The sequence below is a fragment of the Bacillus sp. LR_5 genome (assembly GCF_042709275.1).
Window position 1 is genome coordinate 127171 of sequence record NZ_JAVAXX010000002.1, and the last position, 22682, is coordinate 149852.

Sequence of the window (22682 nt, forward strand, 5' to 3'; positions counted from 1 at the left end):
GTATTTTTTCTCTTTCTTGCACGTATACGTAGGGTGCAGAGCAAATGAAAGGAGTGATTCAGTTGAATCACAAGCCGAAAGCGCTGAAAAAGGGTGACACAGTCGGAGTGATCGCGCCTGCAAGCCCGCCGGATCCAAAGCAGCTTGACACCGCGCTTTTATTTATAAAAGAGCTCGGACTTCAGGTGAAATTGGGCAAGGCACTGAAAAACCAGCACGGCTATTTAGCGGGACAGGATGATGAGCGGCTGGCTGATCTCCATGAGATGTTCAGAGACGAGGAGGTAAAAGCAGTGCTGTGCGCATGCGGGGGTTTTGGGACAGGACGTATCGCCGCCGGCATTGATTTCAGCTTAATCCGCAAACATCCTAAAATCTTCTGGGGATACAGCGATATTACGTTTTTACATACTGCCATCCATCAAAACACAGGCCTTGTCACCTTCCATGGCCCGATGCTCAGTTCAGATATTGGTCTCGACGACGTTCACCCGCTGACAAAAGCGTCGTATGAGCAGCTCTTCCAAGAGAGGGAATTCACCTATACAGAAGACCTTTCTCCGCTGACCGTGCTTGTTCCTGGAAAAGCGGAAGGCGAGCTTGTCGGAGGAAATCTCTCTTTACTGACGTCTACGCTGGGCACGCCGTTTGAAATTGATACGAGAGGGAAGCTTCTGTTTATTGAAGATATTGACGAGGAGCCATATCAAATCGACCGGATGCTGAATCAGCTGAAGATGGCGGGAAAGCTGACGGATGCAGCCGGAATTCTTGTTTGTGATTTTCACAACTGTGTCCCGGTGAAGAGGGAAAAATCTCTGTCGCTTGAGCAGGTGCTTGATGACTATATTGTATCAGCAGGCAAACCTGCTCTGAGAGGTTTTAAAATCGGCCACTGTTCACCGAGTTTTGCCGTTCCGATCGGTGCGCAAGCTGCTATGAATACAACACAAAAAACAGTCGTGATCGAGGCGGGCGTTTCAGAAGGGGCGCTGAAGACATGAAAATCACGCGAATAGAAACAAGCCGAATCGCCGTGCCGCTGACAAAGCCGTTTAAAACTGCGCTTCGCACTGTGCATACGGCTGAATCAGTCATAGTAAGAATCACTTATGACAGCGGCGCAATCGGATGGGGAGAAGCGCCCCCGACGATAGTGATTACAGGAGACAGCATGGATAGCATTGAAAGTGCAATTCACAATGTCTTGAAGCCGGCACTGCTTGGAAAAAGCCTGTCCGGCTGTGAGGCCATTCTGCACGACATCCAGCACCTCCTGACAGGTAATATGAGCGCTAAGGCGGCTGTGGAAATGGCGGTATACGACGGTTGGGCGCAGATGTGCGGACTGCCACTTTATCAAATCCTTGGCGGATACCGAGATACGCTGGAAACGGATTATACCGTCAGTGTCAACTCACCTGAAGAGATGGCAGCTGATGCCGAGAATTATCTCAAACAAGGCTTTCAAACGCTGAAAATAAAGGTCGGAAAAGATGAAATCGCAACAGATATCGCCCGTATCCAGGAAATCAGAAAACGTGTCGGATCAGCCGTGAAACTGCGTTTAGACGCCAATCAGGGGTGGACGCCGAAGGAAGCGGTAACTGCTATTCGGAAAATGGAGGATGCCGGTCTTGGCATAGAGCTTGTCGAGCAGCCTGTCCATAAAGATGATCTCCCTGGGCTTAAAAAGGTGACAGATGCGACAGACACACCGATTATGGCCGATGAAAGTGTTTTTACGCCGCGGCAGGCGTTCGAAATTCTTCAAACCCGGAGCGCTGACTTGATCAATATTAAATTGATGAAAGCGGGCGGCATCAGCGGAGCAGAGAAAATCAATGCCATGGCTGAGGCGTGCGGAGTAGAGTGCATGGTCGGCAGCATGATTGAAACGAAGCTGGGCATTACGGCCGCGGCGCATTTTGCGGCAAGCAAAAGAAACATCACACGCTTTGATTTTGACGCGCCGCTGATGCTGAAAACAGATGTCATCAAAGGCGGCATAACATACAGCGGCAGCACGATTGCGATGCCTGACAGACCGGGTCTCGGAATCACCGGAGCTGCGCTTTTGAAAGGGGAAATAGAGCAATGATGCACACTGTCATATCAGCAGTGGCCAACATCTGGACAGCGCCTGATTCACCTCGGCCATCTGATCAAGCGATGCTTCGTCCGACCGTATTGATCAGAGACTGGCTGGAGCGCATGACGTATGATGAGCGGCTTGGATTATGTACAGACAATGTGATCCAAACTCAGGTTCTCTTTGGCGAAAAAGTACTGGTGACGGCGGAACAGGGTGAATGGGTTTCTGTGATCGTGCCGAGCCAGCCATCCCGAAAAGATCCACGCGGATATCCGGGCTGGATGAAAAAGAACCAGCTGAAAAAAACAAGTCCCATCCATACACAAAAAGATGTCATGATCAGCAAACCTGCTGCCTTTTTGTACAAAAGCAATGGAGAAAAGGAGATCGAACTGAGCTTTTTGACGGTTCTTCCCCTCATTGCAGAAGAAAACGGATATTTTAAGGTTTCGACCGTTTTTGGGGAAAGGTTTGTGAAGCAAACTGATGCAGTGCCTGTCCGCGAACAGAAAGGGACTGCTGAAGACATCATTCAAACGGGGGCGTTTTTTCTCGGGCTTTCCTACCTGTGGGGAGGGATCAGCGGGTTTGGGTTTGATTGCTCCGGGTTTATGTACAGTATATTTAAGGCCAATGGATACAGCATCCCCCGTGATGCAGGAGATCAGGCAAAGGCGGGGGAAGAAATCCCGCTTGATGATATGAAAGCCGGTGACCTGCTGTTTTTTGCTTACGAGGAAGGAAAAGGAGCGATTCATCACGTCGGTCTGTCCGTCGGCGATGGGAAAATGATTCATTCTCCAAAGACGGGAAAATCAATCGAAATTCTTACATTAAAAGAGACAATCTATGAAAAAGAACGATGTGCGGTGCGCCGCTGTTTTTCAGAATAAGGAGGGAGACAAATGACGCCACTGCCTTTGTTAGAGGTCAGCCAGCTGAAAATGCATTTTGACGCAGGAAAAAAGCGGACAGTTAAAGCCGTCGATGGGGTCACCTTTCAGATTCATGAAGGAGAAACGTTTGGGCTAGTCGGTGAATCAGGGTGCGGGAAATCAACCTTGGGGAGAGTGCTGATGCGCCTTTATCAGCCAACAGAAGGAAGTGTGAAATACCGCGGCACCAACCTCCACTCACTGAGTGAGAAAGAGCCGTTTGCCTTTAACCGCAAGCTGCAGATGATTTTTCAGGACCCTTATGCTTCGCTTAACCCGCGTATGACCGTTCGAGAAATCATTTTGGAGCCGATGGAAATCCACAACCTTTACAATACTCACAAAGCGCGGCTTCTCGTCGTGGACGAGCTGCTTGAGGCAGTAGGGCTTCACCCTGATTTTGGAAGCCGTTATCCCCATGAATTCAGCGGCGGGCAGAGACAAAGAATCGGGATTGCCAGAGCGCTGTCGCTGAATCCTGAATTTATCGTGGCAGACGAACCGATTTCTGCACTTGATGTCTCGGTTCAAGCGCAGGTGGTCAACCTGCTGAAGCGGCTTCAAAAAGAGAAAGGGCTCACGTTTTTATTTATTGCCCATGATCTTTCGATGGTGAAGCATATCAGTGACAGGATCGGTGTGATGTACTTAGGGCACATGATGGAAATTACAGAGAGCGGCACCTTGTATCGCGAACCGCTGCATCCCTATACAAAGGCGCTTTTATCCTCGATTCCGATTCCAGACCCTGAATTGGAGGACAAGCGTGAGCGCATCCTCTTAAAAGGAGAGCTGCCGAGCCCAGTCAATCCGCCGAGCGGCTGCGTGTTTCGGACCCGCTGTCCGGAGGCGATGCCTGAATGCGGGGAATCCCGCCCTCAGCTTCAGGAAATTGAAGCCGGCCGATTTGTCGCCTGCCATTTGTATCGAAATGCTGAGACGACAGAAAAGGTGAGATAATCAAAAAAGACTGGCTCCGGAGCCAGTCTTTGCTTTTATCATTGATGTAAAAATTTCACACAAACCGGGTAAGGGACAGAGACAGTTGATGGAAGCACTGTCAATCGGCCGGTTTCTTTGTCTCTTTCAAACAGGACAAGGTTGCCTGTTTCTTCATTTGAAGCGACAAGGAATGTTTCCGTTGGATCAAATACAAAGTCCCGAGGCCAGTTTCCTTCTGTCGAAACTCTTTCCACGAAAGCCAGCTCGCCTGAATATTGATTCACTTCAAATACAGCGATACTGTCATGGCCGCGGTTTGCGACGTAAACAAAACGGCCGTCATGTGTGACATGAATTGCACTTCCCTGGCTGTTATCTGTAAAATCATCAGGGATGGCAGAGACGACTTGGATTTCTCTGAATTCGCCGGCTGTCGGATTGTATTCAAGCGCAACCACTTCATTGCTTAATTCTGTCATCACATAAGCGTATTTTTCTTTCGGGTGAAAAGCGATATGGCGAGGCCCTGCGCCGGGAGCGAAGGAATGGCTTCCGGATTCAGCCAATACGCCGTCTTTCAGCTTATAGGTGTACAGCTTATCGGTCCCTAAGTCAACCGCTACGACATAGTTATGTTCGGGTGTGAACCCTGCGTAGTGTGTATGCGGCTTTTCCTGTCTTTCGTGCGGTCCTTTTCCTGTGTGAGCGGCTTCTGCAGCAGGAGATTGCAAGCTTCCGTCTTCCTGAACCGGAAAAGCGTGTACCTTCCCGCTGTGATAATTGGCAGTTAGTACGAACTGACTTTGATCATCGACGCTTACGTGGCATGGCGATGGCCCATCAATTAACTGATGATTCAGAAATGTCAATTCACCGCTGTTTTTATCGATTTGATAGGCAGCAACTCCGCCTTGGCCGTCTGCTTTTTCAATTGAATAAAGAATGGTGTTGTCTTTATTCGGTGTTACATATGTCGGGTTGCCCAGCTTAGCGGCAAGCTTTGGCTCGCTAAGTGTTTTTTTCTCAGTATCAAGCTCAAATGAATAAATCCCTTCGCTTCCGCCTTTTGTATATGTTCCGACATATCCTATGTACTTTGTCATGCGATTTCCCCCTTAAAATGATGTCATCTCTATATTAACGTATCTTGATAAAATAAGCTGTTCAAAACATGAAAAAGGGGAATTTCTTCACTCGCCGCGAATCAGCGGCATCGTACAGCATCTGAAGGAGCCGCCTGATTTAATAATTTCTGACAGGTCAATTTCGATGATATGATAGCCTCTTTTCGTTAGCTGTTGATTGACATGGCGGTTGCAAGGGAGGCTGATGATCGTTTTTCTACCGATTGAAAGGACATTGGTGCCAAGCGTAAATTGTTCGTCCTCGGGCACTTCAATGAGATCGTAACGTTTTGCAAGCATATGAACTGCCCCTGGTTCAAGGGCTTTAGGATAAATTAACGCTTCGTTTTCAGATACGATGTTAAATACGCAGTCCAAATGCAAAAATTTTTCATGCAGCTGCACGGGAACGACTGTATATTCAGGTAGCGCCTCTTTTAGCTGGCCAATGGCTGACATGTCGGTGCGCTGGCTGATGCCGACGTAGACGATATCTTCATCGATAATGACGTCACCGCCTTCAATGCTTGTATCAAGCATACGGGTGTAAGAAATGCCTTGGCTGTGAAAAAAATCTTTTATGATGGCTTCTTCCCCTTGGCGAATCGGTTCAGTCATGCTTGAGAGGAAGGCTTTTTCTCCGATGACAAACCCTATGTCCCTGGTGAAGACCTGCTCGGGGAGCCCATCGCGCACGGGCAAAAGAATGACTTCAATGTTGTGTGATCTGAGTGCTTTAATTAAGCGGCTGTGCTGATCTGTGGCGGTTTTGACATGAATATTGTCATCTTCAAAATGTTTTTGGGTTTCGTTTATGACATCTTTTATGGTCATGTGCTCGGGTCTGCATAAAATGACTTTCTGAAGTGTGCCGTATTCCGTTCGGCATACCGTTTTGTGCTGATGTTTCGGGATGGATACGTCCATTGTTTGTCCTCCTGACCGTGTGAAGAATACATTTATTATTCCCTCATCATGAAAATCATTAAACGTTTTAGCAAGAAATCCTGACAGACAAAGCATTTTAAATTTTAGACAAATGGCAGAGAATATTGTTTAATAGGAGAATATGAGTGCATTTAACTAAACGATCAGACATCAAAGGGGAGAAAGGTATGGAAACACCGGAAACAAAATTTTGTAAAGAGTCAAAGGTTGTAAAAACCAGCAGGGTGTTCCCGCTTGATACAAACAATCATAATACGCTGTTTGGCGGAAAATTAATGAGCTACATCGACGACATTGCTTCTATTTCCGCGGCGCGCCATTGCAGACGGGAAACAGTAACAGCTTCGATGGACTCTGTAGATTTTTTGAAGCCAATCGGGCAAAAGGATTCTGTCTGCCTGGAGTCATATGTGACATGGGTCGGCACATCTTCCATGGAGGTGTTTGTAAAAGTCATTAAGGAGCACCTGATGACTGGCGAAAGGGAGCTCGCTGCGACATCCTTTTTGACGTTTGTCGCATTAGATTCAAATGGCAAGCCGGTGCCTGTACCGAGAGTTGTACCGGAAACAGAGGAAGAAATTATGCTGCATAATACAGCGGTTCAGCGCGCTAATGAACGAAAGAACCGCAAAAAACACAGCCAAGCGCTTGCAAATGCGCTCGGAACTGAAAAGCCTTGGTAAACGTTAAACCCAAAACATAAGTTGTTTTGGGTTTTTTTGTGCTTTTCACTTTTCTGATGGTGATAATTACAATGGTTAGTCCGTTTTTGCTAGGGGATTTTATAAAAAGCAACAATTGTCACGTTAAATTGATAATTTTGTGACAACTTTATTAAAGATTCATTTTAAATATATCTTTTATTCGTGAGATCATGTATTTTAAAGATATATTTTAAATACATCTTTTTGGAAGGGATTGTTTATACGATGTTAGATAATAAAACAATCGAAATCATTAAAAGCACTGTACCCGTATTACAACAGCATGGAGAAACCATTACTGGCCGTTTTTACGATCTGATGTTTCAAGATCATCCAGAGCTTTTGAACATTTTTAATCAAACAAACCAAAAAAAGAAAACACAGCGCGCTGCACTTGCAAATGCCGTTATTGCAGCTGCGGCAAATATTGACCAGCTTGGAAATATCATTCCGGTCGTCAAACAAATCGGCCATAAGCACCGCAGTATCGGAATTAAGGCTGAACATTACCCGATCGTCGGAAAATATTTGCTGATTGCGATTAAAGACGTTCTGGGAGACGCTGCAACACCTGACATTATGCAGGCATGGGAGAAAGCGTACGGAGTAATCGCTGACGCGTTCATCGGAATTGAAAAAGAAATGTATGAGCAGGCGGAGCAGCAAACTGGCGGCTGGAAGGAGTATAAGCCGTTCGTTATCGCGAAAAAAGAGCGGGAAAGCACAGAAATTACATCCTTCTATCTGAAGCCGGAAGACGGCAAGCCGTTACCTGATTTTCAAGCAGGGCAGTATATCAGCATTAAAGTGCAGATTCCTGATTCTGAATATACGCAAATCCGTCAATACAGTCTGTCAGATATGCCGGGAAAAGACTATTATCGCATTTCAGTGAAGAAAGACGGTGTCGTGTCTTCCTATTTACACTATGGACTGCATGAGGGAGATTCAGTAGAGATCAGCGCACCGGCAGGGGACTTTGTTTTAGATGCTTCATCTCAAAAAGATCTCGTTCTGATCAGTGCCGGAGTTGGCATTACACCAATGATAAGCATGCTGAAAACGTCTGTTTCCAAGCAGCCTGAACGGCAGATTCTGTTCATTCATGCCGCGAAAAACAGTGAGTATCACGCATTGCGTCATGAGGTGGAAGAAGCGGGAAACCATTCTTCTGTCAAGACAGCATTTGTGTATCGCGAGCCGACAGAGGAAGACCGTGCAGGTGATCTTCAATTTCATGAAGGACAGATTGATCAGCAGTTCCTAAAAGAACTGATTGCCAATACAGATGCGGATTATTATATTTGCGGTTCACAGTCATTTATTACAGCAATGCATAAACTTGTGTCAGACCTTGGATCAGCGCCGGAGTCTATCCATTACGAGCTGTTCGGCCCGCAATTAAGTATGGCACAGTCCGTTTGATCACATAAATGAAACTCTTCTCTTTTCTTGAGAAGAGTTTTTTATTGAGATAGAAGAAGGCGGACAAGCGCCTGCTTCTACATCCGGACAATCACTGACCCGCCTCCGCCGCTTGTGCATACACGGTTTTGCTGTTCTTGCATCGTTCTCAGCAATTCATTGTTTATCTCAATCGCTCTGATTAATTGCTCCATTTTCAGCTCTAAACCGGCTAGCCTGTCGAAAGACTGCTGTTGCTTATAGCCGGCGGGATGAGGAGCCGATGACAGATCATAGGGCCAATGGGTATTCGTTTTCTGATGTTTCATTTTGCGCCTCCAATCGATGTCATTTTCTATTATGTTATGTGCCGCCGATCTGCACGTTCGCCTATTTAGAACCGGATAAAAGGGAATGATGCATAGAGGGTCTGCCTCGGGGAACAATAGGCTCAAAATGACCAGCGGATGGAGGTAAGATCGGTGTTGTGGATGGTATGGGCATTTTTACTGAAGCCAATTATCGTATTTTCGATTGCGTATATTCTGTTTCGGCTTGCTGGTAAAAAAGCTGTGTCACAAATGAACAATTTTGATCTGCTTTTGACCTTCGCAATCGGAACCATTATCAGTGAGCCGATTCTTACATCCAGGCTGCCGATGTCGATTTATTACGCGGGCTCTTTTTTGGTGCTTTATCTTCTGATGAGCAAGCTCTCTCTTTCTAATAAATGGCGCTGGCTGCTGGTCGTAAGCCCGACTGTCTTAATCCGAAACGGGGATATTGATGAACGCGGACTTCGTAAAGAAAGGCTGACGGTTAATGAACTGCTCGGAAAACTAAGGGAAAAGGGCTATGCCGATCCGGCTGACATTGATCTTGCCATCATTGAAGAAACAGGAGAAGTAAGCGTCATTCCAAAAGAGGAAGCGAGAGCGGTGCAGGTGCGGGATTTGAATATGGAAGCTGAACGGAATTTTATCCCGATTCCTCTCATACTGGACGGCGAAATCCTTGATCATAATTTGAAATACCTCCAAAAAAACCGAACCTGGCTGTTTGAGAAGCTTGAGGAAAAAGGATACAGCCCCAAACGGCTCTCCTTGATCACGCTTGGCACGATGAATGCCCGCGGTGATATATCGCTTGATTTGAATACCTCAAACGAACCGCAGCATGATCCTTATTTATATAAACCGGGAAATAACAATTAAGATTGCTCTCTATTTTTAACGAGAGCTTTTTTCTTTTTTAAAGGGAATTTTTGTTTGGTGTCAAATGTACCTAGTTAGGAGGGGAACTGAACATGAAGGACTTATTCAGAAACGATATGGCACCAACGGTCAGTCTGTTGTATTCAGCAGTGGAAGAAAACAGTCTCCGTCTAGGTTCTATCGTAAGTCACATGACACACAATGAACTTTACTATAAGGGGCGCTGCCAAACAAAAAACAGCACAGCTCAGCTTTTGCACCATATCTCAAATGTTGATATCAGATGGGTCTGGCGTATCAAGGAAAACCGGCTACCAGATCATATTGAACAGGTATACGGCCCGATGACAGATGAAAGCGGACGGCTTCCTGAACCGGAGAATCAGCCCGGATTAGATGAACTCCTGAAAAGACATCAGCATGTGGTAAACGAGCTGAAATCATTATGTTACACCTTAACTGAAAATGATTTGCATCAGCCGCTTTCTTACGATGGTGACACCGCGACCATACGGTGGGGCATTTGGCATATGGCGGATCATAACCGCTATCATCAAGCACACATTGAAGCCCTCAAAAAAGAATGGAAGCAGGATGTAGCGAAATATGAGCGCTAAAACGAAGCTGCTGACCGATCGAATTCGTTTGCGCTGTATGGAAGATCGGGATCAAGCCTCTTTGTTTGAGCTTTTTAACGATCCTGATGTCATGAAATATTATTCCGGTTTAAAAGATAAAAGGCAAACCCGCGAGTGGATCAATTGGAACAAAAGAAATGAAAAAGGGTACGGCGTCAGTCTGTGGATCACCGAAGATAAGCGGACAGGGGACTTTTTGGGGCAATGCGGCATCGTTCCTCAGCAGGTCGAAAATCAAACAGTAATGGAAATCGGCTATATGTTTGCCTGCCGCCACTGGGGGAACGGCTATGCGCAAGAAGCGGCTCGGGCCTGCCTGGACTACGGCTTCAACGAGCGGCAGTTCGGCAAAATGGCGGCTTTGATTGACCCTAATAACAAAGCGTCCATACGGGTAGCAGAGAAAATTGGCATGCTTTATGATAGAACGATCAGAAAATGGAATAAACCAATCGCAGTATATGAAAGAAAATCTTACAATTGAAAGATAGAGCTGAGTTTAGTATCATGATGTCAGGTAAAGTTTTCTAGGGTTCCGCGTGTCAATGGACATGGACTGGTCCGAGAGAAAACACATACGCGTAAATAGAAGCGTGTATGCACACGGAGGGAAAAAAGCCCGGGAGAGTCAATCTCATGAGAGACGACTGTCCGGGGTTTTTTTTGTTTTCGGAGAATCTTACTGGAAAGAAAGGAATGACTTGAAATGAAATGGGGATTAGTCGTGCTTGCCGCCGTTTTCGAGGTGGTTTGGGTGGTAGGCTTAAAGCATGCTGACTCAGCTTTAACATGGAGCGGCACTGCCGTTGGCATCATAGTCAGCTTTTATCTTTTAATGAAGGCGACAAACAGTCTTCCTGTCGGAACCGTGTATGCCGTTTTTACCGGACTCGGAACGGCAGGGACAGTGCTGAGTGAAATCATTCTGTTTCATGAGCCGATTGGATGGCCGAAGCTTTTGTTAATCGGCGTGCTCCTCATCGGTGTAATCGGATTAAAGCTTGTGACACAGGATGAGACAGAGGAAAAAGGAGGCGAGGCATAATGCTGCACTGGATCAGTTTATTGTGCGCGGGCTGTTTGGAGATGGCCGGCGTGGCCCTTATGAATCAATATGCGAAAGAAAAAAGCGTGAAATGGGTGCTGTTGATCATTGTTGGTTTTGCCGCTTCATTTTCCTTGCTGTCGTATGCCATGGAAACCATTCCAATGGGCACGGCTTACGCTGTCTGGACAGGCATTGGCACCGCCGGCGGAGCGCTTGTTGGCATCCTCTTTTACAAGGAGCCGAAAGACGCCAAACGGATCTTTTTTATCGCTTTGATTTTATGTTCAGCGGTCGGTTTAAAAATTCTGTCATAAATTGATTTTTATCAAATCTTCAGTATAATGGATAAATAGTTTAGACTTACAAAGATAAGAGGGATTATTCATGAAATCATATATGACACAGCGGTTGAACGAATACCGTGACGGAAATGAGGATAAAGGGCGTCTTTTGGTCAGCTGTCCCGATCAGCCTGGTATCGTCTCTGCGGTTTCCGCGTTTTTATTTGAACACGGCGCTAATATTATAGAATCCAATCAATATACGACAGACCCTGAAGGCGGCCGATTCTTCCTAAGAATCGAATTCGACTGCGAGGGTATTCGTGAGAAAAAAGAAACACTGCAGGAGGCGTTTGCGTCTGTTGCAGAAAATTTCGACATGACATGGAGCTTAACATTGGCAAGCGAGCTGAAGCGTGTCGCCATTTTTGTCTCAAAGGAGCTTCACTGCCTGCATGAGCTGATTTGGGAATGGCAAACCGGCAACCTGATGGCGGAAATCGCTGTTGTCATCAGCAACCATGAGGAAGCGAGAGAACTGGTTGAACGGCTGAACATTCCATTCCACTATATGAAAGCGAACAAAGACATCAGAGCGGAAGTCGAAAAGAAGCAGCTTGAACTGCTTGAGCAATATGAGATTGATGTGATCGTGCTTGCACGCTATATGCAGATCTTAACCCCTGACTTTGTATCTGCTCATCCGAATCGCATCATCAATATTCACCATTCGTTTCTGCCTGCTTTTATCGGTGCGAATCCGTACAAACGGGCTTACGAGCGTGGCGTGAAACTGATCGGAGCGACATCTCACTATGTCACAAACGATCTTGATGAAGGGCCGATCATTGAACAGGATATTGAGCGCGTGGACCACCGCGATAATACGGAAGCACTGAAAAACATCGGAAGAACAATTGAACGCAGTGTGCTTGCCCGTGCTGTAAAATGGCATTTGGAAGACCGCGTTATCGTTCACGAAAATAAAACAATCGTCTTTAACTAGACGGCAAGATGCCCGCTCCATGCGGGCTCTTTTTGGTGACAAAAAACCTTGACAAGTGTCCTTTTTCTTTGCATAATATAAAAAAATCATTGAGCGTTGAAGAGGATTAGTAAGCAGACCTTTCTGTGACAGAGAGCAAAATGAACCGCTGAAACATTTTGCCGCATGAAACCTGCCGAACCTGCCTTGGAGTCTTAGGGGGAAAACCTAGGCGCGTAACCTGGCGTTACAGGAAAGCGGAGCGTGCATCAGCGCGTTCAATCAAGGTGGTACCACGGAAACCCATTTCGTCCTTATGAATCAGGATGAAATGGGTTTTTTTATTGTAAGTTGGCTGGCAAAAAGCCGCGGAGGAGAATAAATGAAAAAACAAAGAATAGTAGTGAAAATAGGAAGCAGTTCGCTCACAAATAGCAACGGAAGCATTGATGAGGCAAAAATCAGAGAGCATGTCCAAGCCATTTCCCTCTTGAAGAAAGCGGGACATGAAATGATTCTGATTACCTCGGGAGCCGTAGCGGCGGGGTTTTCCAGCCTCGGTTATCCGTCCCGCCCCGTTACCATTAAAGGAAAGCAGGCGGCGGCCGCGGTCGGACAAACACTGTTAATGCAGCAATATATGAATCAATTTAAACAATACTCATTGACTCCGGGGCAAATCCTTTTAACGAGAAATGATTTTTCGAAAAGAGAACGGTATCGAAACGCGTATGCAACGATAATGGAATTACTGGAGCGCGGCGTCATTCCGATTATCAATGAAAATGACTCTACATCTGTTGAAGAATTGACATTCGGGGATAATGACATGCTTTCTGCGTTAGTCAGCGGATTGATTCATGCGGACCAGCTCATGATTCTCACTGACATTAACGGACTGTATGATGCCAATCCGAATGAAAATCCTGAGGCGAAACGATTTGATTATCTGCCGGAGATCACGCCTGAATTATTGGGATATGCGGGCTCAGCCGGATCAAAGGTCGGCACCGGCGGTATGAAATCAAAGCTATTAGCCGCTCAAACTGCACTGTCTCTTGGAGTGAAAGTGTTCATTGGAACAGGCAGCGGAGAGCAAAAGCTGGCGGACATATTGGACGGCAGGGGAGACGGCACTTATATCGGAGACAAAGAACTATCCTCGATTAACAACACGAGACAGTGGATTCAGTTCCACTCGCCGATAGCAGGAGAGATCCTCATTGATGCGGGTGCCGAGGAGGCGATGATCCATAACGGAAGCAGCCTACTGCCGGCTGGCGTAGTGGGCGTAAATGGAAGCTTTCCGAAAGGGGCGGTCGTGGAAGTCAGGGGACCGGGCGGCGTGATCGGCAAAGGCCAAACTCATTACTCCTCCGAGGAGATTATGGAGGCCAAAGGCAAACGAAGTAATGAACTTGATTTTGAGAGAACGTTTGAGGTTATTCATAGGAATGACTGGGTCAATTTAAAAGACTAGGAGGCAGAAAAATGAGTGAAGTTTCTGTAAAAGCGAAGCTGGCGAAAGAAGCAGCAGCCGAAATGATCATGAAAACAACGGTCGAGAAGGATGAGGCGCTCAGTCTCATTGCAAACGGACTCCGCAACGAACTGGACTTTCTCTTGTCAGAGAATGCAAAAGACATTAAGAACGGAAAAGAAAATGGTTTAACACCGGATGTCATTGACCGTCTCACGCTGGATGAGAAACGCATTCGTGACATTGCGGACGCGGTAGAGCTCTTAATCGACTTGGCGGACCCGGTCGGCGAATCTCTTGAAACGATTGAAAAGGAAAACGGCCTGTTTATTGAAAAAATCCGTGTGCCGCTCGGTGTTGTCGGAATGATCTATGAAGCGAGGCCGAATGTGACAGTCGACGCGGCGACCCTCTGCTTAAAGACGGGTAACGCGGTTGTCCTGAGGGGGAGCTCCTCAGCCATTCACAGCAATAAAGCACTCGTCAATGTTATTCACAGAGCACTCGAGCAATCAGCACTTCCGATCAACGCTGTGCAGCTGATTGAGGATACGAGCAGAGAGACAGCAAAAGAGCTCTTTACGTTAAATGATGGCTTAGACGTATTGATTCCGCGCGGTGGCAAGAAATTGATCGATCTCGTTGTCAGAGAATCAACAGTGCCTGTATTAGAAACCGGAGCAGGAAACTGCCACATTTTCATTGACGAAACGGCCAAACCGCAAATGGCAGAAAAGGTTGTCGTAAATGCCAAAACGCAGCGCCCTTCCGTATGCAACGCGATTGAATCACTCCTGATCCATAAAGCATGGGCGAAGCAACACGGGAAAGAATTGCTGGCTCAGCTAGAAAACGCAGGAGTTGACATTCGCGGTGATGAATTTGTATGTGAACTTCATCCTTCAAGCAAACAAGCGTCAGAAGAAGATTGGGAAACGGAATTTTTAGCACCAGTCATTAGCGTAAAGACGGTTGAGAACGTCCAAGAAGCTGTGAAGCATATCCAGCAATACGGCACCAATCATTCTGAAGCAATTTTAACTGAAGATGACAAGCACGCGGCTTATTTTCAAACGGCTGTCGATGCTGCAGCTGTCTATCATAATGCGTCAACCCGTTTTACCGATGGATTTGAATTCGGCTACGGAGCCGAAATCGGCATCAGCACGCAAAAGCTTCATGCAAGAGGACCGATGGGACTTCCAGCACTGACTTCTACAAAATTCATTATTAAAGGAACAGGGCAAATCCGCGAATAGCGGGGCAATATTCGATGAAAAAGCTTATCTCTAACGGGATAAGCTTTTTTTGTGCGCAGAAAAATTGACACTGTAAATTAGATTGTGTACAATTTAATTGTATAAAATATATTTAGGGGGATACAAAAATGAGTCAGCCATTATTTACAGCCACTGTTTCAGCGGTAGGAGGAAGAGAAGGAAAGGTGATTTCATCAGACCGCGTTCTCGACCTCGATGTCGCAATGCCGGGGACACCGAGAGCAAAGAAATTAGAAAAAGCGACAAATCCGGAGCAGCTGTTTGCAGCAGGTTACGCAGCTTGCTTTGACAGCGCACTTCAGCTTGTAGCAAGAACAGAACGAATGAAAGTGGAGACAGAGGTTACAGCGCATGTCAGCCTGTTAAAGGATGAAGCAGATCAAGGCTACAAACTGGGTGTGACGCTGCAGGTGAAAGGAAAAGGAGTCAGTGCATCAGAATTACAGGCACTTGTGCAAAAAGCGCACGGCGTCTGCCCGTATTCAAAAGCAACCTCCGGAAATATCGATGTTACGCTTGAAGTAGCTGAATAATAGAAAAAAAGAGGATACCTCGTATAAGGTATCCTCAATTTTTTTGATGAAGTGTTTCCAGCAATGTATATAGAGCGGATTTTAACTGTTTCAGGTCCTCTCCGGACTGATTTGAAAGCCCTAGGATTGTCCCTGGAATGTCAGCCGCTTTTTCTTTTAGTAACTCTCCGTCCTCTGTCAGGCTGATCAACACGGACCGCTCATCCTCTTCAGATCTTTTTCTTGTAATCAAACCCTGCTGTTCCATTCGTTTTAGCATCGGAGTGAGCGTTCCCGAATCTAAATATAGCAGCTCGCCCATTTTTTTGACAGTTAGCGTTTCGTGTTCCCATAACAAAAGCAAAACCAAATATTGAGGGTACGTCACATTTAGCTTTTCAAGCAGCGGCTTGTATTGCTTTGTCATTTCCCGCGAGCTCGCATAAAGCAAAAAACATAGCTGATTCTCCAATTTCATATGGTCAAATTCATTTTCCATCTTGTTCACCAACTCTTTTTGTCATTCGATTCTATTGTATCTGAAAAACTTCACTTTTCCTATTCTCGGCTAACATAGCATGTTTAAAAAGATCAGAAAGGGAAATATAACAACTAGATACAAATAAGGAGGTTGGATAATATGGCACTATTTACAGCAAAAGTAACCGCACGCGGCGGACGGGCAGGACATATTACATCAGATGACGGTGTTCTTGATTTTGATATTGTAATGCCAAATGCCAAAAAAGAAGGACAAACCGGCACAAACCCGGAGCAGCTCTTTGCGGCAGGATACGCTGCTTGCTTCGGCGGCGCGCTCGAACATGTGGCCAAAGAACAAAATATCGAGATTGATTCCGAAATTGAAGGACAGGTCAGCCTCATGAAGGATGAGAGCGACGACGGGTTTAAAATCGGCGTCACACTTGTTGTGAACACAAAAGATTTGGATCGCGACAAGGCGCAAGAGCTTGTCAATGCTGCTCATGAATTCTGTCCTTATTCAAAGGCAACCAGAGGAAATATTGATGTAAAATTAGAATTAAAATAATGAACGGCATCCTGAGGGTTCTCAGGATGTTTTTTTGTGGGGAAGCATGCGGGGCGGGCATGATCTTTTCGAAGTGTGAATACATGTAATATAGGTGAATTCAGACTAGAGAAAAGGTGAGTACATGAAGAGACCAAAGCTGTCAGTATGTATGATTGTGAAAAATGAAGAACGCCATATTGCCCGCTGTTTAGAGAGTGTGCAGCCTATTGCCGATGAAATCATTGTGATTGATACCGGGTCGAACGATCGTACGGAAGACATTTGCACAAGCTTTCATGCCCAGATTTATCGTCATAAATGGGAGCAGGATTTTTCACAGGCGAGAAATGCCAGCCTACAGCATGCCAAAGGTGAGTGGATATTGATCTTGGATGCCGACGAAGAATTAGATCCGGACACAGGCAGCCTATTGCCTTCGCTGCTGACTGACAGCCTGCCATCTCTCGGCTGCATGAAGGTTGTGAGCTATACAGGGAAGGAATGGGATGAAAACGAAGCGTTTGAACAAAGGCAGATCAGGCTGATCCGCAATCAGCAAAACATAACGTTTACGGGAAGGGTTTGCGAAAGGCCTGAGGGAGAAGAAGAAAGCAGTATTTTCTCACTTCCATGTATCATTCACCATTACGGGTATTTAGAGCAGGAGGCACAGCAAAAGCATAAACACAACATGAGCTTATTGAATATGGAATTGCTGACATCCAGTACTGACCCGTCTCTCCTTTATCAGAAAGCAGCTGAGTATGATAGAGGAAACGAACATGATAAAGCCCTCCGGCTGGCAGTGGATTGCATCAAGGAGTATAAAAGAAAAAAGCAAATTCCGCCGCCTGCTATCTATTATTTAAAGTATAAATTATTAATTGACGCAGAACGGTACGAAGAAGCGGAACGGGATATCCATGAAGCGCTGAGACATTATCCGGATTACTGCACGCTTCACTATTATAAAGGAATCATCATGTATCAGCTTAAAAAAGTCAGAGAAGCGATCGCAGCGTTTGAAGCTTGCCTGCAAACCAATAATGAAAACCATCAGTACGTACAGGTGAAGGGGGCAGCCGATTTTAGATCAAGCTGCTGGCTCGGTGTCTGCCATGCTGAATTGCGTCAGCATATGACTGCTGTTTTGTATTTGCAAAAAGCGCTGAAAGCCAACCCGAAGTGCGTACGGGCACAGCGGCTTCTCAGCGAATTAACAAAGGATCAGGCCGCACATGCCTGATCCTTTTAATATTCTTTCTTATTGGCAAAATCCCGCCATGCCTGAAACGGGGATAAATGCTCCTTCAGGGTCACCTGATAAAAAGGTATGTTTCTTTTTTCTGCCGGTTTATCAATTTCTTCATATATGAATGAATCATCAAATCCGGCTTCAGCAGCGTCTGTGTGCTCCGCTGCATAGTAAACGGCTTTCGGCCTGGCCCAGTAGATGGCGCCTAAGCACATGGGACACGGCTCGCAGCTCGCATATAAAATGCAATCATCAAGCTGATAGGTGTCAAGTGCCCGGCAGGCATTTCGAATAGCTGTCACTTCTGCATGGGCAGTCGGGTCATTGCTTGTTGTGACGTTGTTCTGTCCCTCGGCAATAATGGCTCCGTCTTTCACGATAACGGCTCCGAATGGCCCGCCAACTCCCGCATTCACTCCTTCACGAGCAAGATCGACAGCCCGTTTTAAGAACTTTTCATGATTCATCCTAAACCCTCCTGTCAATTGAGTGTTATAAGTATAGCCGAAAAGAAGTGCAAAGAACATTCTCAAAAAAGTGAAAAGCAAACAAAATATTTGGGGGATTTGCTAAGATAAGAGGAGAAAAGAGGAGGGGTGATCATGCTGCATTTATATATTGCTAGGCACGGACAGACTCAATGGAATGTGGAAAAACGGATGCAGGGCTGGCTGGATTCTGATTTAACAGAACTTGGACTGTATAACGCCCGCGCTCTTGGGGAGCGTCTGAAGGATATTGAATTGAATCAGGTATACATCAGCCCGAGCAAGCGGACAGAAGAGACAGCAAAAACCGTACTGGGATCGCGGAGGCTCCCGCTGGTTAAAGATCATATGTTCAGAGAAATGTCACTGGGCTCATGGGAAGGGAAAAAACAAGAAGATATTGAAAGGGACGAACCAGATCTTTTTCATGCTTATTTTCATTATCCCGAAGCTTATCGCCAGCAGGGATGTGAAACGTTTTTTGACTTTGAAAACCGGGTAAGGCTAGCTCTCCAAACTATTTTAGACAGCCATTCTTCCGGTAATGTTCTCTTGGTTACCCATTCTGTCTTTATATTAATGCTGTTAAATATCATAAAGGGAAGACGCGTTCATGACATATGGAATTCTGCTTACATACATGATACATCATTGAGCCTTGTGGAATTTGATGAAAATGGAACAGCCAAAATATTAATAGAAGGGGACGGGAAGCATCGGAAACCGATTTCCGCTTTCTAATAGAAAAAACCATCTGCCAAAGACAGATGGTTTCTATTTTATACAAGCTGTGTCTGCTGAGCTCTTGCCTGTTTTGCGGCTTCAACCATGTTTTTCAATGCGGCAACTGTTTCTTCCTGCTGTCTTGTTTTCAATCCGCAGTCTGGGTTTACCCAGAAGCGGTCAGTCGGACAGACGGCAAGCGCGTCAACGATAATGTTGTACATTTCTTCAGTTGACGGTACACGAGGGCTGTGAATGTCATATACACCAAGGCCTAGCCCTTTCAAATACGGATGGTCTTTTAAATAATCTAAAAATCCTCCGTGGCTTCTGCTGTGTTCGATTGTAATCACATCGGCATCAAGATCATTGATCGTATCGACGATGTCTTCGAAGTTGCTGTAGCACATATGTGTATGAATTTGCGTCTCGTTTTTCACGGAAGAAGTGGTTAATCTGAATGCTTCTGCCGCCCAAGTCAAATACTCATCCCAATCTTGGGTTTTTAATGGAAGGCCTTCGCGCAGCGCCGGTTCATCCACTTGAATAATTTGAATGCCTGCGTCTTCAAGCGCTTTTACTTCTTTGCGAAGGGCAAGCCCGATTTGGAAGGCGATTTCTTTTCTCGAAATGTCGTTTCGAGGGAAAGACCAGTTTAAGATTGTAACAGGACCGGTCAGCATTCCTTTCACATGCTTGGATGTCAGGGACTGTGCATATACCGTGTCTTTCACTGTCATCGGTTCAATGAATTCAACATCTCCGTAAATGACTGGCGGGCGGACACAGCGTGAGCCGTATGATTGAACCCAAGCGTATTTTGTGAAGGCAAAGCCGGCCAGCTTTTCACCAAAGTATTCGACCATATCTGTCCGTTCAAATTCACCGTGCACTAGCACATCAAGATCCAATTCTTCCTGAATATCAATCCATCGTTTTGTTTCCGCATTGATAAAGTCTTGGTACTGTTCATCAGACCACTCATTTTTCCGCCATTTTTGGCGTGCGCTCCGCACTTCAGCAGACTGCGGGAAGCTTCCGATCGTAGTCGTCGGCAAAAGCGGAAGGCCGAGAGAGTCATTTTGCAGGGCTAAACGTTCTTCAAACGGAATCGGGCGTTTGAAGTCTTTATCGGTTAATTGCTCAAGTTCTTTCTTTTGTTCAGAATTTGCGCCTGTTGCAAACTGTTTGAGCGCCTGAATATCCGCTTTCGCCTGCTGAATCTGTTCGCTGATCGCCGCTTTTCCTGATACTAAACCTTCTTTCAAAGCTGTCAGCTCGGCTAGTTTTTCTTTTGCGTAGGATAATCCGTTCAGCAGATCCTTTTCCAAATGCTCATCAGGGTGCTTCGCTACCGGAACATGCAGCAGGCTGCTGGAAGGCTGAATCCACAGTTCATCAACCTTTGCAATGCTGAGAATATCAAGAACGGCATCGAGACGTTCTTCAAGATCCGCTTTCCAAATGTTGCGTCCGTCGATAACGCCGGCTGCCAGCACTTTGTCTGTTGGGAATCCGTGTGTTTTCAGCTGTTCCAGGTTTCTGCCTTTATCGTGAACGAAATCAAGGCCAATTCCCTGTACCGGGTAAGAGATCAGCTCTTCATAAGCATCAACAGAATCAAAATACGTCTGCAAAAGCACATTCAAGGATGAAAGCTCGTTAGTCATGCTTTCAAATAATTCTTTTGCGCCGCGGACATCTTCGGCAGAAGCTGTAACAAGCGCCGGCTCATCGATTTGAACCCATTTTACGCCTTCTTCTTCAAGCTCTTTCAGAAGCTGTACATATAACGGCACAAGGCGTTTTTGGATCGCTTTTGCTTCAGACGGTTCATAGCCTTTAGCAAGCGTGACGAATGTATAAGGGCCGACAATCACAGGTTTTGTTTCAACTCCGTATTCCTGTTTGATCCGGCGGTAATCTGTGAGCTGTTTGTTTCTTGTCAGGCGGAATTCAATGCTCTCGTCATATTCCGGAACGATGTAATGGTAATTTGTATTAAACCATTTTGTCATTTCACTGGATACGGCGTCTTTTATTCCGCGGGCGATAGCAAAGTATGTATCGGTAGCGTCAGTCAAATGTCTGAACCGTTTCGGAATCCAGTTGAAGCTGACTGCTGTGTCGAGTACATGGTCATACTGTGTGAAATCAGAAACAGGCACAACATCAATCTGCTGGTCAATTTGTGTTTTTGCTGCGGATAAAAATAGGTCGTCGATTTGCTTTAAAAACGTATCTTTATCAGTGCTGCCTTTCCAATACGCTTCAAGTGCTTTTTTCCATTCTCTGTTCAGTCCAATTCTCGGGAATCCTACATTCGATGTTTTGATGGTTGTCATTGTTTCTCCTCCTTTATATGTAAAACACTCTCGTTAACCCGCGGATACAGGCCGCTAAGAGGTTTTCTCACAATAAAAAGCCTCTTTCCCATGAGAGAAAGAGGCTTTTCTGCGTAAAACACTGCCTCTCTCATCTCTCAGACACAATCTGATGGAATTAGCACCGTGCCTTATGAGACATCAGTCTCGGCGCGAAAAGCAGTGCGCCCCATTTCACAATGGAATTACGGTCGGTTGCTGTTGGGGTCAAAAGGCCAATCCCTCGCCCAACTCTCGATAAGAGAAAATGTTATTAATTTTTTGAAAAGTTGAATCATTTGTTGGTAATCTTAACAGTAATTCAAATTCGCTGTCAACATAGAATTTGAAATTTCATTTACAATATTTGGTTTATGTTATATAAGAAAAATAATTTTATAGGGTCATCAAATGTGATTGCTCTGCTCTTTCTGCCAGCTCATCAGGAGCAGTTAAATACAGGAATCCATTGCCTGCCAGCGTTTTAGCAATATCAAGCGGAAGAGTCCTGCGGATCAGCTGTGCATAAACCTCAGATTCAGAAAGCTTTCTTTGAAATGATTCTTCTTCATAGCTTTTGATTAAAGCAAGCGCTCCGCTGACATGGGGAGCAGCCATTGAAGTGCCGGTAAGCTTACCGTACTTCTTGTTAGGAAGAGTGGATAAGATATTTTCTCCGGGAGCCACAAGGTCAATCTCTTTATTCGCGTTAGAAAATTCTGATAATTCTCGCGCTACCGAAACAGATCCAACCGCGATGACTTCATTATAAGCCGCAGGGTAGGAAAGCTCTTCTGTGCGTTCGTCTCCGTCACCCTCATTTCCCGCTGCGCAAACGACAAGCACTCCGTTTTTGACGGCGTTCTTCACTGCTTCTGCCAGCTCTGGCACATCGCTTGGTCCGCCAAGGGACATTGAGATGATATCGACTTTCTGTTCCACCGCGTAGTTAATGCCGTTAATAATCCATTCGTATTGTCCGCTGCCGTTTTCACCGCCAAGAACCTTCACAATCAATAGGCTTGCCTCAGGCGCGACCCCGGTAATGCCGCCGTTTGAATCGTTAGCTGCAATTGTTCCAGCGACGTGTGTGCCATGTCCGTTGTAGTCGGAGATCGCATCTTCCTTGCCGCCGTCATCATCCGTGAAGTTCTTTCCGCCGATGATTTGGTTCTTTAAATCAGGATGGCTTGTGTCGCAGCCCGTATCCAATACAGCAATTTTTAC

25 protein-coding genes and 2 riboswitches are annotated in these 22682 nt (G+C 45.8%); of the genes, 18 read left to right on the forward strand and 7 right to left on the reverse strand.

Annotated elements, in window-relative coordinates; all coding sequences use genetic code 11:
* The first annotated feature begins 44 nt into the window (after positions 1 to 44).
* From RAC86_RS01535 to RAC86_RS01550, 4 genes are read left to right on the forward strand one after another with little or no spacing between them, the layout of a single operon-like run.
* Positions 45 to 1004: a S66 peptidase family protein gene (locus RAC86_RS01535; RefSeq protein WP_072182947.1), complete on the forward strand. Its 960-nt coding sequence runs from the start codon at positions 45 to 47 to the stop codon at positions 1002 to 1004.
* Positions 1001 to 2101 carry an L-Ala-D/L-Glu epimerase gene (ykfB, locus tag RAC86_RS01540; RefSeq protein WP_072566161.1) on the forward strand — a complete coding sequence of 367 codons (1101 nt, stop codon included), beginning with the start codon at positions 1001 to 1003 and terminating at the stop codon, positions 2099 to 2101. Before RAC86_RS01535 ends, ykfB begins: the two co-directional genes overlap by 4 nt.
* Complete coding sequence (gene eepC / locus RAC86_RS01545) at positions 2098 to 2988, forward strand: gamma-D-glutamyl-L-lysine dipeptidyl-peptidase (protein ID WP_072182945.1); 891 nt, start codon at positions 2098 to 2100, stop codon at positions 2986 to 2988. Before ykfB ends, eepC begins: the two co-directional genes overlap by 4 nt.
* 12 nt (positions 2989 to 3000) lie before the next feature.
* Complete coding sequence (locus RAC86_RS01550; protein ID WP_072566162.1) at positions 3001 to 3990, forward strand: ABC transporter ATP-binding protein; 990 nt, start codon at positions 3001 to 3003, stop codon at positions 3988 to 3990.
* Positions 3991 to 4028: 38 nt separating this feature from the next.
* Here RAC86_RS01550 and pgl read toward each other — a convergent pair whose 3' ends face one another.
* Together pgl and RAC86_RS01560 are read right to left on the reverse strand one after the other, a co-directional pair.
* Positions 4029 to 5075 (reverse strand): 6-phosphogluconolactonase, encoded by a 1047-nt coding sequence (gene pgl / locus RAC86_RS01555; RefSeq protein WP_072566163.1) that lies wholly within the window; start codon positions 5073 to 5075, stop codon positions 4029 to 4031.
* A gap of 87 nt (positions 5076 to 5162) precedes the next feature.
* Complete coding sequence (locus RAC86_RS01560) at positions 5163 to 6023, reverse strand: dimethylarginine dimethylaminohydrolase family protein (protein WP_014113520.1); 861 nt, start codon at positions 6021 to 6023, stop codon at positions 5163 to 5165.
* Between the two features lie 188 nt (positions 6024 to 6211).
* Here RAC86_RS01560 and RAC86_RS01565 point away from each other — a divergent pair, with 188 nt between their 5' ends.
* Positions 6212 to 6730 (forward strand): acyl-CoA thioesterase, encoded by a 519-nt coding sequence (locus tag RAC86_RS01565; RefSeq protein ID WP_041520929.1) that lies wholly within the window; start codon positions 6212 to 6214, stop codon positions 6728 to 6730.
* 246 nt (positions 6731 to 6976) lie between these two features.
* Positions 6977 to 8176 (forward strand): NO-inducible flavohemoprotein, encoded by a 1200-nt coding sequence (gene hmpA, locus RAC86_RS01570; protein WP_072566164.1) that lies wholly within the window; start codon positions 6977 to 6979, stop codon positions 8174 to 8176.
* A 77-nt stretch (positions 8177 to 8253) separates the two neighbouring features.
* Here hmpA and RAC86_RS01575 read toward each other — a convergent pair whose 3' ends face one another.
* Positions 8254 to 8484 (reverse strand): hypothetical protein, encoded by a 231-nt coding sequence (locus RAC86_RS01575; protein ID WP_014113523.1) that lies wholly within the window; start codon positions 8482 to 8484, stop codon positions 8254 to 8256.
* Between the two features lie 153 nt (positions 8485 to 8637).
* Between RAC86_RS01575 and RAC86_RS01580 the strand changes: the two genes are divergently transcribed.
* The 9 genes from RAC86_RS01580 to RAC86_RS01620 all read left to right on the forward strand — a co-directional run bounded on the left by RAC86_RS01580 (position 8638) and on the right by RAC86_RS01620 (position 15614).
* Complete coding sequence (locus tag RAC86_RS01580) at positions 8638 to 9369, forward strand: DUF421 domain-containing protein (protein WP_014113524.1); 732 nt, start codon at positions 8638 to 8640, stop codon at positions 9367 to 9369.
* A gap of 92 nt (positions 9370 to 9461) precedes the next feature.
* Positions 9462 to 9986, forward strand: coding sequence for a DinB family protein (locus RAC86_RS01585; RefSeq protein ID WP_072566165.1), 525 nt, complete (start codon positions 9462 to 9464; stop codon positions 9984 to 9986).
* Positions 9976 to 10491 (forward strand): GNAT family N-acetyltransferase, encoded by a 516-nt coding sequence (locus RAC86_RS01590; protein WP_072566166.1) that lies wholly within the window; start codon positions 9976 to 9978, stop codon positions 10489 to 10491. Before RAC86_RS01585 ends, RAC86_RS01590 begins: the two co-directional genes overlap by 11 nt.
* 32 nt (positions 10492 to 10523) lie before the next feature.
* A riboswitch (guanidine-I (ykkC/yxkD leader) is annotated at positions 10524 to 10635 on the forward strand.
* A 78-nt stretch (positions 10636 to 10713) separates the two neighbouring features.
* The gene (gene ykkC, locus RAC86_RS01595) at positions 10714 to 11052 is read left to right on the forward strand and encodes a multidrug efflux SMR transporter subunit YkkC (RefSeq protein WP_014113527.1); all 339 of its coding nucleotides are present in this window, start codon (positions 10714 to 10716) and stop codon (positions 11050 to 11052) included.
* Positions 11052 to 11369, forward strand: a complete 318-nt coding sequence (gene ykkD / locus RAC86_RS01600; protein ID WP_003218500.1) for a multidrug efflux SMR transporter subunit YkkD — start codon at positions 11052 to 11054, stop codon at positions 11367 to 11369. Before ykkC ends, ykkD begins: the two co-directional genes overlap by 1 nt.
* Positions 11370 to 11439: 70 nt before the next feature.
* Complete coding sequence (gene purU / locus RAC86_RS01605) at positions 11440 to 12342, forward strand: formyltetrahydrofolate deformylase (protein ID WP_014113528.1); 903 nt, start codon at positions 11440 to 11442, stop codon at positions 12340 to 12342.
* A gap of 361 nt (positions 12343 to 12703) precedes the next feature.
* A complete protein-coding gene (gene proB / locus RAC86_RS01610; RefSeq protein WP_072566167.1) occupies positions 12704 to 13801 on the forward strand; it encodes a glutamate 5-kinase in 1098 nt (365 codons plus the stop codon).
* Positions 13802 to 13812: 11 nt separating this feature from the next.
* The gene (proA, locus tag RAC86_RS01615) at positions 13813 to 15060 is read left to right on the forward strand and encodes a glutamate-5-semialdehyde dehydrogenase (protein ID WP_014113530.1); all 1248 of its coding nucleotides are present in this window, start codon (positions 13813 to 13815) and stop codon (positions 15058 to 15060) included.
* A gap of 128 nt (positions 15061 to 15188) precedes the next feature.
* Positions 15189 to 15614, forward strand: a complete 426-nt coding sequence (locus RAC86_RS01620; RefSeq protein ID WP_072566168.1) for an organic hydroperoxide resistance protein — start codon at positions 15189 to 15191, stop codon at positions 15612 to 15614.
* 34 nt (positions 15615 to 15648) lie between these two features.
* Here the strand turns inward: RAC86_RS01620 and ohrR are convergent, their stop codons facing one another.
* On the reverse strand, positions 15649 to 16092 hold the full coding sequence (gene ohrR, locus RAC86_RS01625; protein WP_003218505.1) for an organic hydroperoxide resistance transcriptional regulator OhrR: 444 nt from the start codon (positions 16090 to 16092) through the stop codon (positions 15649 to 15651).
* Positions 16093 to 16233: 141 nt separating this feature from the next.
* On the opposite strand from ohrR, the gene ohrB reads away from it, so the two are divergent.
* Both ohrB and RAC86_RS01635 read left to right on the forward strand, forming a co-directional pair.
* The gene (gene ohrB, locus RAC86_RS01630) at positions 16234 to 16644 is read left to right on the forward strand and encodes an organic hydroperoxide resistance protein OhrB (RefSeq protein ID WP_014113533.1); all 411 of its coding nucleotides are present in this window, start codon (positions 16234 to 16236) and stop codon (positions 16642 to 16644) included.
* A gap of 124 nt (positions 16645 to 16768) precedes the next feature.
* Positions 16769 to 17872 carry a glycosyltransferase family 2 protein gene (locus RAC86_RS01635; RefSeq protein ID WP_072566169.1) on the forward strand — a complete coding sequence of 368 codons (1104 nt, stop codon included), beginning with the start codon at positions 16769 to 16771 and terminating at the stop codon, positions 17870 to 17872.
* Positions 17873 to 17877: 5 nt separating this feature from the next.
* On the opposite strand, the gene guaD is transcribed toward RAC86_RS01635, so the two are convergent.
* A complete protein-coding gene (gene guaD, locus RAC86_RS01640; RefSeq protein ID WP_003239055.1) occupies positions 17878 to 18348 on the reverse strand; it encodes a guanine deaminase in 471 nt (156 codons plus the stop codon).
* A gap of 135 nt (positions 18349 to 18483) precedes the next feature.
* Here guaD and RAC86_RS01645 point away from each other — a divergent pair, with 135 nt between their 5' ends.
* Positions 18484 to 19110, forward strand: coding sequence for a histidine phosphatase family protein (locus tag RAC86_RS01645; RefSeq protein ID WP_014113536.1), 627 nt, complete (start codon positions 18484 to 18486; stop codon positions 19108 to 19110).
* 38 nt (positions 19111 to 19148) lie between these two features.
* On the opposite strand, the gene metE is transcribed toward RAC86_RS01645, so the two are convergent.
* On the reverse strand, positions 19149 to 21437 hold the full coding sequence (metE, locus tag RAC86_RS01650; RefSeq protein ID WP_061187326.1) for a 5-methyltetrahydropteroyltriglutamate--homocysteine S-methyltransferase: 2289 nt from the start codon (positions 21435 to 21437) through the stop codon (positions 19149 to 19151).
* Between the two features lie 127 nt (positions 21438 to 21564).
* Positions 21565 to 21720: riboswitch (SAM riboswitch) on the reverse strand.
* Between the two features lie 131 nt (positions 21721 to 21851).
* Positions 21852 to 22682, reverse strand: an 831-nt coding sequence (gene isp, locus RAC86_RS01655) for a serine protease Isp (protein ID WP_377885343.1), incomplete at its 5' end; no start/stop codon positions are given.